This window comes from Amycolatopsis sp. NPDC104775 (assembly GCF_055583325.1).
Window position 1 is genome coordinate 56209 of sequence record NZ_JBVJOE010000011.1, and the last position, 14832, is coordinate 71040.

15 protein-coding genes are annotated in these 14832 nt (G+C 70.8%); 6 read left to right on the forward strand and 9 right to left on the reverse strand.

The features are described from left to right. Positions 1-437: 437 nt before the first annotated feature. Entirely contained in the window at positions 438-1154 is a 717-nt protein-coding gene (locus ACZ63D_RS36100; protein WP_465358817.1) for an LON peptidase substrate-binding domain-containing protein, read from the reverse strand. 42 nt (positions 1155-1196) lie between these two features. Next, positions 1197-1850, reverse strand: a complete 654-nt coding sequence (locus ACZ63D_RS36105; protein ID WP_255409883.1) for an NUDIX hydrolase — start codon at positions 1848-1850, stop codon at positions 1197-1199. 134 nt (positions 1851-1984) lie between these two features. On the opposite strand from ACZ63D_RS36105, the gene nadA reads away from it, so the two are divergent. The 4 genes from nadA (at position 1985) to ACZ63D_RS36125 (ending at position 6763) form a co-directional block, all read left to right on the forward strand. Next, positions 1985-2995 (forward strand): quinolinate synthase NadA, encoded by a 1011-nt coding sequence (gene nadA, locus ACZ63D_RS36110; RefSeq protein ID WP_465358818.1) that lies wholly within the window; start codon positions 1985-1987, stop codon positions 2993-2995. Beyond that, positions 2992-4641, forward strand: coding sequence for an L-aspartate oxidase (locus tag ACZ63D_RS36115; RefSeq protein ID WP_465358819.1), 1650 nt, complete (start codon positions 2992-2994; stop codon positions 4639-4641). Before nadA ends, ACZ63D_RS36115 begins: the two co-directional genes overlap by 4 nt. Beyond that, complete coding sequence (gene nadC / locus ACZ63D_RS36120; RefSeq protein WP_465358820.1) at positions 4638-5531, forward strand: carboxylating nicotinate-nucleotide diphosphorylase; 894 nt, start codon at positions 4638-4640, stop codon at positions 5529-5531. The genes ACZ63D_RS36115 and nadC overlap by 4 nt, the downstream gene beginning before the upstream one ends. A gap of 62 nt (positions 5532-5593) precedes the next feature. Further along, a complete protein-coding gene (locus tag ACZ63D_RS36125; RefSeq protein ID WP_465358821.1) occupies positions 5594-6763 on the forward strand; it encodes a S8 family serine peptidase in 1170 nt (389 codons plus the stop codon). Between the two features lie 135 nt (positions 6764-6898). On the opposite strand, the gene ACZ63D_RS36130 is transcribed toward ACZ63D_RS36125, so the two are convergent. From ACZ63D_RS36130 to ACZ63D_RS36155, 6 genes are all read right to left on the reverse strand, one after another. Next, complete coding sequence (locus ACZ63D_RS36130) at positions 6899-7288, reverse strand: hypothetical protein (RefSeq protein WP_465358822.1); 390 nt, start codon at positions 7286-7288, stop codon at positions 6899-6901. Further along, positions 7285-8562: an alpha/beta hydrolase gene (locus ACZ63D_RS36135; RefSeq protein WP_465358823.1), complete on the reverse strand. Its 1278-nt coding sequence runs from the start codon at positions 8560-8562 to the stop codon at positions 7285-7287. Before ACZ63D_RS36135 ends, ACZ63D_RS36130 begins: the two co-directional genes overlap by 4 nt. Further along, positions 8559-9896, reverse strand: a complete 1338-nt coding sequence (locus ACZ63D_RS36140; RefSeq protein ID WP_465358824.1) for a WXG100 family type VII secretion target — start codon at positions 9894-9896, stop codon at positions 8559-8561. Before ACZ63D_RS36140 ends, ACZ63D_RS36135 begins: the two co-directional genes overlap by 4 nt. Positions 9897-9978: 82 nt before the next feature. Beyond that, positions 9979-10362, reverse strand: a complete 384-nt coding sequence (locus tag ACZ63D_RS36145; RefSeq protein ID WP_465358825.1) for a hypothetical protein — start codon at positions 10360-10362, stop codon at positions 9979-9981. 97 nt (positions 10363-10459) lie between these two features. After that, positions 10460-10759 carry a hypothetical protein gene (locus ACZ63D_RS36150; RefSeq protein ID WP_037809581.1) on the reverse strand — a complete coding sequence of 100 codons (300 nt, stop codon included), beginning with the start codon at positions 10757-10759 and terminating at the stop codon, positions 10460-10462. 16 nt (positions 10760-10775) lie between these two features. Continuing rightward, on the reverse strand, positions 10776-11117 hold the full coding sequence (locus tag ACZ63D_RS36155; protein ID WP_009074870.1) for a WXG100 family type VII secretion target: 342 nt from the start codon (positions 11115-11117) through the stop codon (positions 10776-10778). A 213-nt stretch (positions 11118-11330) separates the two neighbouring features. On the opposite strand from ACZ63D_RS36155, the gene ACZ63D_RS36160 reads away from it, so the two are divergent. Further along, complete coding sequence (locus tag ACZ63D_RS36160; RefSeq protein ID WP_465358826.1) at positions 11331-12305, forward strand: hypothetical protein; 975 nt, start codon at positions 11331-11333, stop codon at positions 12303-12305. Positions 12306-12354: 49 nt separating this feature from the next. Continuing rightward, positions 12355-13797, forward strand: a complete 1443-nt coding sequence (locus tag ACZ63D_RS36165) for a class I adenylate-forming enzyme family protein (protein ID WP_465358827.1) — start codon at positions 12355-12357, stop codon at positions 13795-13797. A 55-nt stretch (positions 13798-13852) separates the two neighbouring features. Here ACZ63D_RS36165 and ACZ63D_RS36170 read toward each other — a convergent pair whose 3' ends face one another. Continuing rightward, a complete protein-coding gene (locus ACZ63D_RS36170; RefSeq protein ID WP_465358828.1) occupies positions 13853-14557 on the reverse strand; it encodes a S1 family peptidase in 705 nt (234 codons plus the stop codon). Positions 14558-14832 lie beyond the last annotated feature (275 nt).

Here is a 14832-nt window from a genome sequence, read left to right on the forward strand (position 1 = left end):
CTCCCCACCCCCCCCCCCCCCCCCCCCCCCCCCCCCCCCCCCCCCCCCCCAACCCCCCCCCCCCCCCCCCCCCCCCCCCCCCCCCCCCCCGCGTTTTTGGCTTCGTATCGGGGTGCGGGGGAGTGTGGATGCCTTGGTGAGTTGGGTGCGTGGGCTGCGGTTTGGAGGGTGGGGCTAGCCGCCCCAACGTGGCATTGGGGGTGCGTACTGGCGGGTCGGGCGGGTCGTGAAGGGCTTTTTGAGGGGAGTTAAGTCCGGGGGGAGTTCTTTACGGCGCGTGGAAGTGGCCGCGTGGGGGTCGGCGCGTGGAAGTGCCGCGTGGAGGTGCCGCGCGGAGGTCGGCGCGTGGAGGTGCTGCGTGGGGGTCGTGAGGGGAACCCTGAGGGAATCAGGGGGTGTGAGGGTGGCCCTCACGGAGCGGTGCGGGCGGGAGAGGGCTAGTTCAGGTCCGCGGGTTTGGTGAAGGTGACCAGTTCGGTGGGGGGCAGTGGTACTGCGCCTAGGGTTTCCAGGAAACCGGCTTCTCTGGTGAGCAGGCGGCAGACGATGCGCAGGCGGCGCAGAGGGTGGGTTTCTTCCAGGAGCAGCTGGCGGTCTTCCAGTGGGAGAAGGCAGTCGGCGGCCAGTTGGTAGGCGAGTTCGCCCAGGTCGGCGTCGTCGTGGGGTGGGTGCCAGTCGTCTGCGTGCCAGGCTGCTTCGCAGTATCTCGCGTGGGCCGCTCGGGCTACTTCGGCTAGTTGGCGGGCTGTCGGCTCGGCGGCGGTGGGGACTGGGTCGTCGGGGAGCCAGTCGACTTCGGCCATCAGGTAGGGAGCGGACGATCGGTGCAGTTCGCGCAGGCGGAAGCGGCGGGCGGCGCGTGTGACTACGTCGTAGCGGCCGTCGGGGAGGCGTTTCGCTTCGCGGAGGATCGTGCTGCAGCCGACGCCATACAAATGGTTCAGACCACTGACCTCGCGGACCAGGGGGCTGCGCAGGGCGACCACGCCGAATTCGTGCTCGGGGACGGTGCCGGTGACCAGGTCCGCGGTCAGTTGCCGGTAGCGGGGTTCGAAGATGTGCAGCGGCAGGTGCGTACCGGGGAGCAGGACCGTTTGCAGCGGGAACAACGGCAGGGTCGCCGTTCCGCTGGGGCACTGCTCTGGCTCGGTCACGCGTCCACGGTACGGGCTGCGAGGCGCCGCCGCAGTTCGTGTTCAGCGCCGCGGCGGGGGCTTGAGGACGGCGAAAGGGTCGGTGATGTGCATGTCTTTCGCGGCGAAAGAAAACAGCGCCGCAGGTCGTCCGCCGGTCCGGCCGGGGGGTGCGGTGTGTCCGGTGGGGACCAGCAAGCCGCGTCGTTGGAGCACGCGTTGCAGGTTCGTCGCGGACACCTTGTAACCAAGGGCGGCGGAGTACAGGCCCCGGAGCGCGGAGATGGTGAATTCCTCGGGGGCCAGCGCGAAACCTAAGTTGGTGTAGCTCAACTTCGACCGCAGACGGTCGCGGGCGCGCAGCACGATCGCCTCGTGGTCGAAGGCGGTACGCGGCAGGGCGTTCACGTCGTGCCACTCGGTGTCTTCGGGAACCGCGGGGTCGACGTCGGACGGGACTAGGCCCAGGAAAGCGGTGGCTACGACCCGCGGGCCGGGGACGCGGTCGGGGGCGCTGAACACGGCGAGCTGCTCCACGTGTTTCAGCTGGCGGACGTCCACCTTCTCCGCGAGCTGCCGCCGGATGGAGGTCTCGACGTCCTCGTCGGGGCGCAGCCGGCCGCCGGGGAGCGACCAGCGGCCCAGGTGCGGATCGAGCGCTCGGCGCCACAAAAGCACTCGCAGTGTGTCCGAGCGCACTTGAAGGACTGCCGCCAGAACCTCGTGGGCGAGGGGGGCTCGGGTGTTAAGATGACTTCGCACGGTTTTCGATTGTAAGGCGAAAACCGAACGGAGCGGAACCGGGGTCGAACCGGTTCGCCAGGCTGGCGATTCTCGAGAGGGCCGAGGACATGACCACCACGCTTGACCAGGACCTGACCCCCTACGGCGGGGTCGAGGCGAACGCGGATTGGGCGGCCCGCGTGCGGGAGCTCGCCCGGAAGCGCGACGCGGTGCTGCTCGCGCACAACTACCAGGTCCCGGAGATCCAGGACATCGCGGACTTCACCGGCGACTCCCTTGCCCTCAGCCGCATCGCGGCCAGCAGCGACGCGTCCACGATCGTCTTCTGCGGCGTGCACTTCATGGCCGAGACGGCGAAGATCCTGGCTCCGGAGAAGACGGTGCTGATCCCGGACGCGCGGGCCGGTTGCTCGCTCGCCGATTCCATCACCGGCGCTCAGCTGCGCGAATGGAAGGCCGAGCACCCGGGCGCGGTGGTCGTCTCGTATGTGAACACCACGGCCGAGGTCAAGGCCGAGACGGACATCTGCTGCACGTCGTCGAACGCGGTCGACGTGGTCGCTTCCATCCCGGCTGACCAGGAAGTTCTCTTCCTGCCGGACCAGTTCCTCGGCGCGCACGTCAAGCGCGTGACCGGGCGCGAGAACATGCACGTCTGGGCGGGGGAGTGCCACGTGCACGCCGGAATCAACGGGGCCGAGCTGGCTTCGCGCGCCGAGGAGAACCCGGACGCCGACCTGTTCATCCACCCTGAATGCGGGTGCGCGACGTCGGCGCTTTACCTGGCCGGCGAGGGTGCGGTGGCCCCTGAGCGGGTCAAGATCCTTTCCACCGGCGACATGGTGCACGCGGCGCGCGACACCAAGGCGACCTCGGTGCTCGTGGCCACCGAAATCGGCATGATCCACCAGCTGCGCAAGGCCGCGCCGGAGATCGACTTCCGCGCGGTGAACGACCGGGCGTCGTGCCGGTACATGAAGATGATCACTCCGGCCGCGCTGCTGCGGAGCCTCACCGAGGGCGCGGACGAGGTCCACGTCGACCCGGAAACGGCTTCGCGGGCCCGCGCCTCGGTGCAGCGGATGATCGAAATCGGGCAGCCTGGCGGTGGAGAATGAGCGGCCTAGTTAACGCCGATGAGGCGAAAACCTCACCGGAAGCGCGCTGGGAAGCTCGAGCCGATCTGGTGGTGATCGGCAGTGGCGTGGCGGGGCTGTCGGCGGCGCTGCGGGCCCGCGAACTCGGGCTGCACGTGCTGGTGGTGACGAAGGCGGCGGTCTCCGACGGCAACACCCGGTGGGCCCAGGGCGGCGTGGCCGTGGTGCTCGACGGCGAGCGCGACGAGGGTGACACGGTCGAGAAGCACACCGCTGACACGCTCACCGCCGGAGCCGGGCTCTGCGACGAGGACGCCGTGCGGTCGATTGTCGGCGGCGGTCCGGCGGCGGTCACCGAGTTGCGGCAGAACGGCGCGGTGTTCGACCACGCCTCGGGCGCGCTGGCGCGGGCTCGCGAGGGCGGGCACAGCGCGTTCCGGGTGATCCACGCGGGTGGCGACGCGACCGGCGCGGAGGTCGAGCGCGCACTGGTCGCGCAGGCCGGCGAGCGGCGGATTCCGGTGCTGGAGCACCACATCGCGGTCGACGCGCTGCGCACGTCCGCGGGCGAGGTGGCCGGGGTGACGGTGCTCGACCGCAACGGCGTGCCGGGGATCGTGCGGGCGTCGGCGGTGGTGCTGGCCAGCGGTGGGTTCGGGCAGCTGTACCAAGCGACGTCCAATCCGGAGATCGCGACCGGTGACGGGCTGGCGCTCGCGTTGCGCGCGGGCGCGGCGGTAGCCGACATCGAGTTCGTGCAGTTCCATCCGACGGTGCTGTACACGCCGGGTGCGCGCGGACGGTGCCCGCTCGTCACGGAGGCGGTGCGTGGCGAGGGCGCGACGCTCGTGGACGGCGCTGGCGCGTCAGTGATGGCCGGGGTGCATCCGCTCGGCGATCTGGCTCCGCGTGACGTGGTGGCGGCGGCGATCACCCGGCGGCAGCTGTTGGCTCCCGGTGGCATCGACGATCACGTTTTCCTTGACGCCACTCGCATTCCTGGGTTCGCCAAGCGGTTCCCGACAGTGCACGCGGCGTGCGCGGTGCTCGGAATCGACCCGGCGAAGGACGTAATTCCGGTGACTCCCGCGGCGCATTTCGCGTGCGGTGGCGTGGTGGCCACTGTGGACGGACGCTCGACTGTTCGCGGGTTGTACGCGGCGGGCGAGGTGGCGCGGACCGGGTTGCACGGGGCGAACCGGTTGGCGTCCAACAGTTTGCTCGAAGGATTGGTCGTCGGGCAGCGGACCGCGGAGGCGGTCGCCGCGGATCTGGCTGCTGGGTTGCTGCCGGATCCCTCGCGCGGCCGGATTCCGGAAAGGACAGTCGCTCCGGCGGCGGAACGTGATGTGCTGCAACGGGTCATGAGCCGGTACGCGGCGATCGGCCGGGACGCGGACGGGCTCGCGGCGGCGGTCTCGGCGCTGGATTTATCCACAGTGGATAGTCCGCTGTGGACACACGCCGGAGTGGAGGACGCGGCGCTCACCGTGGTGGCGCAGGCGTTGCTCGCGGCGGCGGAACGGCGGACGGAATCGCGGGGATGTCACGTGCGGACGGACTTCCCGGAGCGCGACGAAGGATTGCGGCGGAGCCAGCTGATCCGGCTGAGCCCGTCGGGACAACCAGTGCTGGTCGAGGCGGCGTCGTTGGAAGGGGTGGCATGAGCGGGGAATTCTCCGAAGCGGTCGTGCGGGCGTTGGTGGTGGACGGGCTGGACGTCGCCGACGTGCGGCGGGTCGTCACCACCGCGCTGGAAGAGGATTTGCGGTACGGGCCGGACGCCACGACGGCGGCCACGGTCGCGGCGGACGCCCGCGCGGTGGCGGAGCTGACGCCGCGCGTCGCCGGTGTGGTGGCCGGGATTCCGGTGGCGCTGGCGGTTTTCGACGAGGTACTCGGCGCGGACTACGAGGTGGTCTCGATCCGCGAGGACGGCTCGCCCGCGGTCCCGGGGGAGCCGGTGCTCGTGCTGCGTGGTCCGGTGCGCGGGTTGCTGACCGCGGAGCGCACGGCGCTGAACCTGTTGTGCCTCCTGTCCGGAGTGGCGACGGCGACCGCGGCGTGGGTGTCCGCGATCGACGGAACCGGTGCGGCGGTACGGGATTCGCGCAAGACGACGCCGGGGCTGCGGCTGCTGCAGAAGTACGCGGTGCGGTGCGGCGGCGGCGTGAATCACCGGATGGGCCTCGGCGACGCGGTGCTGATCAAGGACAACCACGTGGTCGCGGCCGGTTCGGTCACGGCGGCGCTGGCGGCGGCGCGGGAACACGCGCCGCAGCTGCCGTGCGAGGTCGAGGTGGACGATCTGGCGCAGCTGGACGAGGCGCTGGCCGCGGGAGCGGACGAGGTCCTGCTGGACAACTTCACGCCAGAGGAATGCGTGAAGGCGGTCGCCCGGCGGGATGAAGTGTCGCCGAAGACGCGGCTGGAGTCGTCCGGCGGGCTGACGCTCGATCGCGCGCGGCCGTACGCCGAGTCCGGTGTGGACTACCTCTCGGTCGGCGGGCTCACGCATTCCTCGCCCGCTCTCGACCTCGGGATGGACCTGCGTTAACCCTGTCGCCGCGGCCCGCTCTCCACTAGAATCTCCTTGTCCGACAAGGGGAGGGGGCCGCGGTGCGGGGAATTGCCGCCGGAGCGGTGGCCGCGCTCGTGGCGCTCGGCCTGCCCGTCACGGCGACCTCGGCCGGGGCGGCGTCGTGCGCGAATCCGTCCGGCCCGTACACCGGGGCGGTGTCCTGGGGCCAGCGGCTGGTCAACCCGCCGCGGCTGTGGGCGCTGACCAGGGGCGAGGGCCAGACCGTCGCGGTGATCGGCACCGGCGTCGACAAGCAGAACGCGCAATTCGCGCCCGGGCAGGTGCTCGGCGGGGCGGGCACCGCGGATTCCGACTGCGACGGGCGCGGCACGATCGCCGCGGGCATCGTCGGAGCGCAGCCCGCGAACGAGACCACGTTCACCGGCGTCGCGCCCGGCGTGAAGCTGCTTCCCTTGCGCTACACCGAAAGCAACGGTTCGTCCTCGGACGGCGGCGGCGATCCCGGTGCGCTGGCGGGGGCGATCGACACGGCGCTCGACCGGGGCGCGGGAGTGATTCTCGTGGCGGTCCCGGCGGGTTCGGACAGCCCGGCGCTGGGCGCGGCGCTCGACCGCGCGAAGGCGCGCGGGGCCGTGGTGATTTCGGCCGCGGCGGCGACTCAGCAAGGCGCGCATACCTATCCGACCGCTTCGAAGGACGTGCTCGCGGTCGGCTCAACGGACGAATCCGGCGCTCCGGTGCAGACCGAAGCCGGGGATTACCTCGGAATCGCCGCTCCTGGCGCGAATCTGGTGAGCACGTCGGCCGGCGGCGGGGGCGCGATCGCGCACCGGTGGCCGATCACCGACCCGAGCCTGGCCGCGGCGTATGTCGCCGGAGCGGCCGCGCTCGTGCGTTCCGCACATCCGCGGATGAAGGGCGAAGAGGTGGTGAACCGGTTGCTGCTGACCGCTTCCCGCCCGCCGACCGGGGCGCACGATCCGCGCCGGGGTTGGGGAATGCTCGACGCTTACGCCGCGGTGTCGTCGACGTTGCCCGCCACCGCGCCCGGTCCGAGCGCGGCGGCGGTGCGGTCCGAGCTGCCCGCGGTGGTCCCGGCCGCGGCGCAGGTCCGGCCGACGTCCGACGTGGCGGCGGGAATCGTCGCGGTGGGCGGGGTCGCGGTGGCGGCCGCGGCGGGGATCGGAGTGGCGGCGTTCCGGCGGGGACGGCGGCGCGGGTGGCGGCCGTCGCGGTTCCGGGCGTGAGCGCGGGTGGAGGCTGGTGAGTGGCGCCCTGGAGAGGCTGGTCCGGTGGCGACTCCTCGCTTGCGGTCTCGTGAGTGCTCATGCCGGTTCTAACCGGCGCGAACACTCACGAGGTTGGCGGTCCGGGCGTGAGGGTCAGGCCTCGTCCGCGTCGTGGCCCGCGGTCACCATCCGGGTGGAGCCGATGATCGCCACCCCGCGTCCGTCGCGGGCGATGTGCACGCTGAAATCCGCGCCGTCCCGGGAAAATCGGGCGATCACTTCGCGGTAAGTGCTGCGGTCATACGATTCCCAGCCCGCCGCTTCCAGCGTCGGCCGGACCGCTTCGCCCAGCACCCGCAAAGCCGTCTGGCTGTCCTCCAGCCGGACGCCGTATTGCCAGCACATCACCTGCCCCGGCCGCGCGGGATCGCAGTCCAATTCACCGTCCACAGTGGGCAGTGCGCGTGAGCCGAACGCCGCGGCCACGCTGTCGATGACGTTCGTCAGCTCGGCGGCCAGATCCTTGAGTTCACGGGTGATCACGGCAGCACCGCCGGAACCGGCACGGGCGCCTCGGTGACGTGGCCGCCGGTCAGCACGCCGTAGATGTTCTCCCACGAATCCGAACCCGGCTTGAGCACGCCGCTGTGCGAGGACAAGCCCCATTGCACGTTGCCCGCGGCGTCGCGGCCGGTGGTGAGTTCGGTGACGCCGGGGAAGGTGTCCGGGTCGGCGCCGTGACCGATGCCGGTCCATTCCAGCGCCCCGGCGTTGCCCTGGGCGAGGACGATGGGATCGAGCGGTGCGGTCATCGAGTACCGCTGCACGCCGGCCTGGCTCGGCGGCAGGTCCGCTGGGCTCCATACTCCGTGTCCCATGCCCGCCGACTCTACGTGCAGGACCCGGTCCACGGGCAAGCCTTGCTGGTCCGCGAGTCCGACGGTGGCGCCGCCGTAGCTGTGGCCGATCGCGGTGATCGTGGCCGCTCCGCCGGTCTGGGCGTCGACTTGGCCGCGCAGTTCGTCGCCGAACGCCTTGAGATTCGGGGCCATCGTCTGCGCGTAGCTGGCTTCGGACCCTTCGGTGGTGACGTTCTGCGGGAACACGCCGTCGGCCCACACGACCATCGCTGTCCGGCCGCTCGGGTCGGCGGCGACGAGGCTGCGGCCGAGGTCGGCGTAGGACTGGAAAGTGTCCATCCGGGTGTGCACGCCGGGCACGAACAGCCCGACGTTGCGCGTGCCCGGCTGGATCGTGCCGACCAGTTCGGCGATCCGGCCGTTGCCGGACGGGTCGAAGCGCAGGATTTGCCGGTGGTCGTCGAGAATGCTTTGGTACAACGCGATTCGCCGCTTCGAGCGGGCGATGGCGTCCGGATCGGACAGTGCGGCCAGGTGCGTCCGTTCGGCGGCGAGCGCGTCGGAAACCTTCATCCGGTTGGCCGCGATGGTCCCGGCCCAGCCGCCGCTGGCGGCGGATTTCCCGGCGGACGGCACCGGGTCCTCGGGCAGAAGCGAACGGTACATCGCCGCCACCTGCTCGTCGGCGCGCCGGTAGCCCGCCGACGAAGCCGTAAGGCCGTCGCGGAGCACCTGGAGGCGAACCACGCGCTGGTCGACGTCCGCGGCGAGGGCGCTGAGCGTTTTCTCCAGCCCAGCGGCACATCCGGACGACGCGGACACCTGGCCGAAGGCCGTGGTGGGCACTCGTTCGCCCGCCACGGCCTGCTGCACGGTCCGGAGCGCCCCGGCGCGAGTGTCCACTTCGGACGCCGCGGTGGCCAGTTTCGCCGGGGCGACCCGGTAGCCGTCGGTCACGGCTGGTCGGCCGGCTCTTCGCCGACGACCGAGGGCGCGACCGGAGTCTGCTGGCCCCACACGTTCTCGGTTTCGACGAGCCACGCGGGAATCCGGCGGCCGGAACCCAGGTCGCCGCCCGCTCCCATGCCGCCCATGGGCATCATGGGCATCATCGGCATGGCGCTCTTGGCCGCCGCGCCCGCCGCACCGGCGGCACCGCCCGCGAGTCCGCTGAGGACGTTCGACGGCGCGTTCCCGGCGAGCCCGGAGTGCGCGGCCGGAGCTTCCCCGGCGCCGCTGAGCCCGCCGCCGGAGGGAATGCCGCCCCCGTCGATCGACGGGGCTTCCCCGCCGCCGACCGGGATGCCGCCGCCGCCACCGCCCGCCGGACCCGCTCCGCCGCCGAGTTTCGTGCCCAGCGGGGTTTCCGGCTCCTTGCCGTCCTTGTCTTTGTCCTTGCCGTCTTTGCCGCCGCCCGTGGCCCAGGACGGAACCTTCGGCATGATCGACCCGAAACGGCCGAACGCGGCCGCGGACGCGGCGGCGAGGCCGGCGGTGAACATGTCGCCGAACAGCGGGCTGCCCGGAGTCTGCGCCGGGTGCCCACCGGGCTGGGAACCGGGAACCTGCGTGCCGTCGGTGGGCAGCGGGTGCGAATCTACCGGCGCGCCGACCGAAGTGCCGCCGTCCGGGCTGTTGCCGATCGGGGCGGTGGCGCCGCCGCCGGTGGAAGCGCCGCCGCCGGGGACCGGCTTGGGCGGCGGGGCGGCCGCGTTCGGCGAAACCGGGATCGACTCCTCGGCGGTGTCGTAATTCGTCGCGAGGTTGTTCATGACGACGATCGCCTTGGCGTGCGCGGAACCGGCGGCGTTCGCGGCCTGTTGCTGCGCCTCGACATTGGCGATCGCCTGCTGCCGCTGCTGCGTCGCGGCGATGATCGTGGCCGGCGGGGTGTCCGGCGGAAGCAGCGGCGGGTTGACCGCCAGCGCGACGTCCGCGGGCGAGACGTCCGGCACCGCGACCGGCGGTGGCATCTCCGCCTTCGCCTTGACCAGCGCGTCCGCCGCGTCCTCCAGCATGTCGCGCATGCCCTGCGCGGTGACCGCGACCTTGCGGATGCCGCCGACCAGGTCGGTCATCATCGTCCGGTACTGATCAGCCGCGCCGCCGGTCCACGCGCTGGAGAAATCGGTGAGCTGATCCGACAGGTTCTCGGCCTGGTCGTACAGCCCGCGCGAGGCCGAGTTCCACTGTTCGGCCGCGGCGCGCGCGGTGGTCGGGTCGCCCGCCTGCAGCATCGCGTAGAGCTGCTGGTGGGTGTAGCCGGCGAAATTGGTGCGAGGCCCGCTCATGCCGTCGCCTCCTTAAGGAGTTCCACGCTGTCCGACCAAGAGGCGACGGCATGAATAGCGATGATTCGCTTGCAAGCTGCGCTCATGCCTTCTTACCCCCTGAAGAATCAAGGCCCAGCAACGAGAAAAGCGGGTCGAGCAGACCGGTCTGCTGACCCGATTGGTGCAGGTCGCCCGCGACCGACTGGTCGGCCTGGGCGTATCCGTCGGCGACGGTGGTGGTGACGTCCTGCGCGAACGTGATCGCCCCGCGGACCTGCTCCAGCAGGCCCTGCATTTCGGCGACCGCGGCGCGGTGGGCGTCGGCGAGCGAAGCGGCTTCCCCGAACTCCCCGAACAGCAGCGGATGCTCCCCGAGGGTGCGCAGGAAGTCGTTCGGCCGGGACATCGCGTGGATCTGGGTTTCCAGCTCCCGGACGAAGTCCGTCAGCGATTCCAGGTGGACGTAGTACGACTGGTCGGGCATCGGCCGGTGACCTCTCGTGCGGCAGGACGCGGGAAAGCCGGCCGTCCGGAGCGGGCGGGGGGTGGTCCCGCCCCGGACGGCCGGCGTCGGGGCCGGATCAGGCGAACAAACCCTGGTTGCGGTTCTCCAGCTGGTGCTGGAGATCGTGGGCGTCGCCGACCTTGGTGCCGAACTGCGCGATGATCGCGACGATGTCGGCGGTCGCCTGGCGGAGCCGGGTCTCGGACGCGCGCGCCGCTTCACCGGCGGAGCTGCCCGAGGCGTACCAGGTCTGCGTGATCGGCTGCAGGTTCTGGTGCAGCTGCTCCAGCTGGGAGGTCAGCGCCTTCGCCTTGGCGGCGAGCGACGCGGAGCTGTGCTGCAGGGCCCCGAAGCTGATTTCTACGACGTCAGCCATGGTGTCTGGTCCTCTCTCAGGGGTTGAGGCGAGGGATCACGTTGCCCTCGACGGTGTGGCTGACGCTCTGGAAGCTCTGGTGCACGTCGGAGTCGCCCGCGTTGTAGTTCGCGTGGCTGGTGTGCACGAGCTGCGACATGGTGTCGAGCTCCCGGACGGCGGCGCCCATCTTCTCCTGAAGCCTGCGCTGCAGGTCCCAGAAGGCGACCGCCTGGTCGCCCTTGTAGTTCCGCAGCGTCTCGGTCAGCTCGGACTCCAAGCTGGCCATGGTCGTCTTAGCGTTCGAAGCGGTTTCCTCGAAGCCCTGGACGGCGCGCGTCATGGCAGCGGAATCTGCCTGGAATCCCGGACTGGACATCTGACGGGCCACCTCCTTCCCTCTCGTGGAAAATCCCGGTGCGCGGCGGGCCGCGCGGTGTGAATGTCACGCTAGAAAAAGAGCGGGTGTGGTCAAACGGCACAACTGCCGGTCGCTTTGACGGCACTATTACCCACAGGTGGGGTTCGCCCTACCCCGCGGACGGGGGACGACGCCAGTGTCCGGCTTCCCGCGCGCGGCCAGGCTGTCGGTATGACTTCCTGGGGATTACGACTGTTCCGGCTGCACCGGCCGCTGGGGGTGCTGGCCGCGGCGATGGTGCTGCTGTTCGTCGCGTGCGGGTTCGGGCTGCTGCTGGATGATCGCACGCTCGTCAACGCGCCGCTGTGGGCGAAACCGTTCAAATTCGCCGTTTCGGTGGCGTTGTACGCGCCGACGCTGGCCTGGCTGCTGTCGCTGGTGAAACGCGGCCGCCGGGCCGGCTGGTGGCTGGGCACGGCGTTCGCGGCCGGGATGGGCACCGACATGGCACTGCTGGTGTGGCAAGTGCTGCTGCACGACCGTCCGCTGCACTTCAACCACGCGACGCCGGCCGACGTGACGATCGGCAACCTCCTGGCCACCGGCGCGTTCACCGCGTGGGGCGCGACCGCCGCGGTGGTCGTCCTGCTGCTGTTCCAAAAGCTGCCGGATCGCGCGCTGACGTCTGCGTTGCGGTGGGGGACCGCGCTTTCGGCAGGAGGAATGGGTCTGGCGCTCATGATGTTCTCGGCCAGCCCGGCGCAGCAGCGGGTGCTGGACGGCGGCGGGAAACCGTCGATGATCGGCGGGCACACGATCGGTCTCGAGGACGGCGGGCCGGGATTGCCGTTGCTGGGCTGGAGCACGGTCGGCGGGGATCTGCGGATCACGCATTTCGTGGGGATCCACGCGATCCAGGCGTTGCCGCTGCTGGCGCTCGCGCTGGTCGCGCTGTCCCGGCGGTATCCGGTGCTGTCGGACGAACTCGTGCGGCGCCGGCTGGTGTGGACAGGTGCGGCCGGGTACGCGGGGGTCATCGCGATCACCGCGTGGCAGGCGATGCGCGGGCAGTCGATTGTGCGGCCGGACTTCTGGACGCTCGCCGCGACGGCGGGCTTGATCGCGGCGGTGGCGCTCGGCGGGGTGCTCGCGGTCCGGTCCCGGGCGGAGGTTCCCGATGAGCGGCATGCGCTGAGGGGATTCTGAGATCTCTCCGGTACCCCTTGGCGGGTTGGCCCGACGGGAGGACGGTGTGATGGCATTTCCCCAAGACCTGCTGGATGCGCTGCGGCGCGCGCCGGAGGAGATCGCGTTCGAGCACGGGCGGCGGCGGGTGCGCCGGGGCGAACTGCTCGAGCTGATCGGCCGGTTCGCCGCCGGGCTGCGGGCGGCCGGGATCCGGCCGGGGGACGGGGTCGGGCTCGCGACCGGGGTGACGCCGGAGGGGTGGGCCGCCCAGATCGCGGTGCAGACGCTCGGCGCTCGCGCGGTGGGGGTGCGGACCGGGATGCCCCCGGCGCATCTGGCCGCGGTGCTGGGCGGGCTGGCCGCGGTGGTGACTGACGCCGAGTTCCCGGAGCTGGCGGGGGTGCGGACGCTGCCGATCGGGCCGGAACTTCTTGCCGCGCATGAGGAACCGGTGCCGTGCGGAAAACCGGACGATCTCGGCTGGGTCGTTTTCACGAGCGGCAGTACCGGGGTGCCGAAGGGGGTCGCGTACCGGTTCGACGCGCTGGCCGAGTTCGGGCTTGAGCAGCGGGCCGGGGGTTCGGCGGGGGACTATCGGCGGTTTCTGCTCTTCGGGACGTTGAGCAGTGCGGTGATGGTGTTGCATTTGCAGGCTTGTTTGCTCGCGGGCGGCACCGCGGTGATTCCGGAGGGGCTGCCGGACTTTCCCTGGATATTGCCGCGGTTGGGGATCACGGCGGCGCTGGTGACGGTTCCCCGGTTGTATCGGATGCTGGATGTGCTGCGGGAGGAGGAAATCGATCTTTCCGCGCTGCGGATGCTCACCGTTGCCGGGTCTCCGGTGGAACCGGGATTGCTGGCCGAGGGATTCAAGCGCATCGGGCCCGCGCTGTGGCAAGGGTACGGGCAGACCGAGACCGGGAAATTGACCGTGCTGGACGCGGCGGATGTCGCGAAGCATCCGGCGGCGATCGAGTCGGTGGGACTGCCGGTCGAAGGCGTCTCGCTGGAGGTGCGGGACGCGTCCGGCAAAGCAGTTCCCGCCGGGGTGACGGGAGAGGTTTTCGCCCGTACCGCAAGGGCTTTCGCCGGTTACTGGCGCGATCCCGCGTTGAGCGGGACGGTGCTGGCCGACGGCTGGGTCCGCACCCAGGACATCGGGCGGCTCGACGAGAACGGGTTTCTGTATTTGACCGGCCGCGCCCGGGACGTGGTGATCGTGAACGCGGTGATTCATTACACCGGGCCGATCGAACGCGCGATCGCCGCGCATCCTGCCGTGGATCAGGCTTATGTGGTCGCGGTTCCAGACGATCGGACCGGGGAAGCGGCGCACGCGTTCGTGGTCGCCGCGCCGGGGCGTACGCCGGATCCAGAAGAATTGCGGACGGCGGTCGCCGCGGAATTGGGGGAGGCCGCGATTCCGGCTTCGTTCACTGTGCTGGACGAAGTGCCGGTCGCGGAATCGGGAAAACCGGACAAGGCCGCGTTGCGCGCCCTCGCCCGGTAACCCCGTGGGAGTTCCGGCCTGCCGCGCACGGGGGCGGCAGGCCGGAACGCGCGGATCAGACGCCCGCGGTCTGCTTGATCCAGTCGCGGCTGTTCGCGACGCTGGCGTAGTTCTGGGTGCCGTGTTCGTCGCTGCCGGAGTTCTCGCCGGTCGAGCAGACGCCGACCTGGACGCCGTCGGCCAGCTGCGGGCCGCCGGAGTCGCCGTGCCACGACGAGCCGGTGACGCCCTTGCTGGCGATCGCCTTGCCGTTGAAGGCGTCCGTGCTCTCGCCGGTCACCTGGACGTCCGCGGTCTTGAGCGTGTCCGACGGCGGGCTCTGGTCCTTGGTGCGGCCCCAGCCGTAGATCTGGTTGGTGGCACCGTTTTCCGGGTCCTTGTCGGACAGCTTCATGAACGTGGTGTCCACAGCGGACTTGAGGTGCAGCAGCGCGATGTCGCCGTTGGGCGACGCCTTCTGCTCGTCGACCGCGGCCTCGGTGCCCTGGCCCAGCGCGACGTCGCCGACCTTGACGTGCATGCCGCCCTTGTTCAGGCAGTGCTGCGCGGTGAGCACCCACTGGGACGCGATGATCGTGCCGGAGCATTCGAAGCCGCCGTAGTCGGTGACGTCGTCCCAGAACACCTGGGCGCCCCACGGGGCCGACTTCACGGTGTCGCCGCCGATGATGTGCGTGTCGGCACTCGCCGGAACCGCCGCCCCGGCCCCGAACGCCATCGCAGCCCCAGCGATCACGGCCGCCGCTTTCGCGTAACGCATGGAAAATCCCTCCGCCTCGGTGGTGATTTCCCGACCGTAGGCGGCATGTGGAAATCCGGTAACCTACGGAAGTCGGTCTTCGATCCATGTTTCGCGGAGTGTTCCCTCCGGGTCGCGCCGCCGTTGGAGTGCCTCGGCTTGCTCCGGACGGGTGAGCGCGGCGAAGGCGGTGACCGGTGGGGGATTTCCGGTCAAGGTGTTCGGGGGCAGGCTGATCCGGATTTCGGGCACACCGCCGGAGATCGCGCGGGTCGTTTCGAGCCGACTACGCCCGC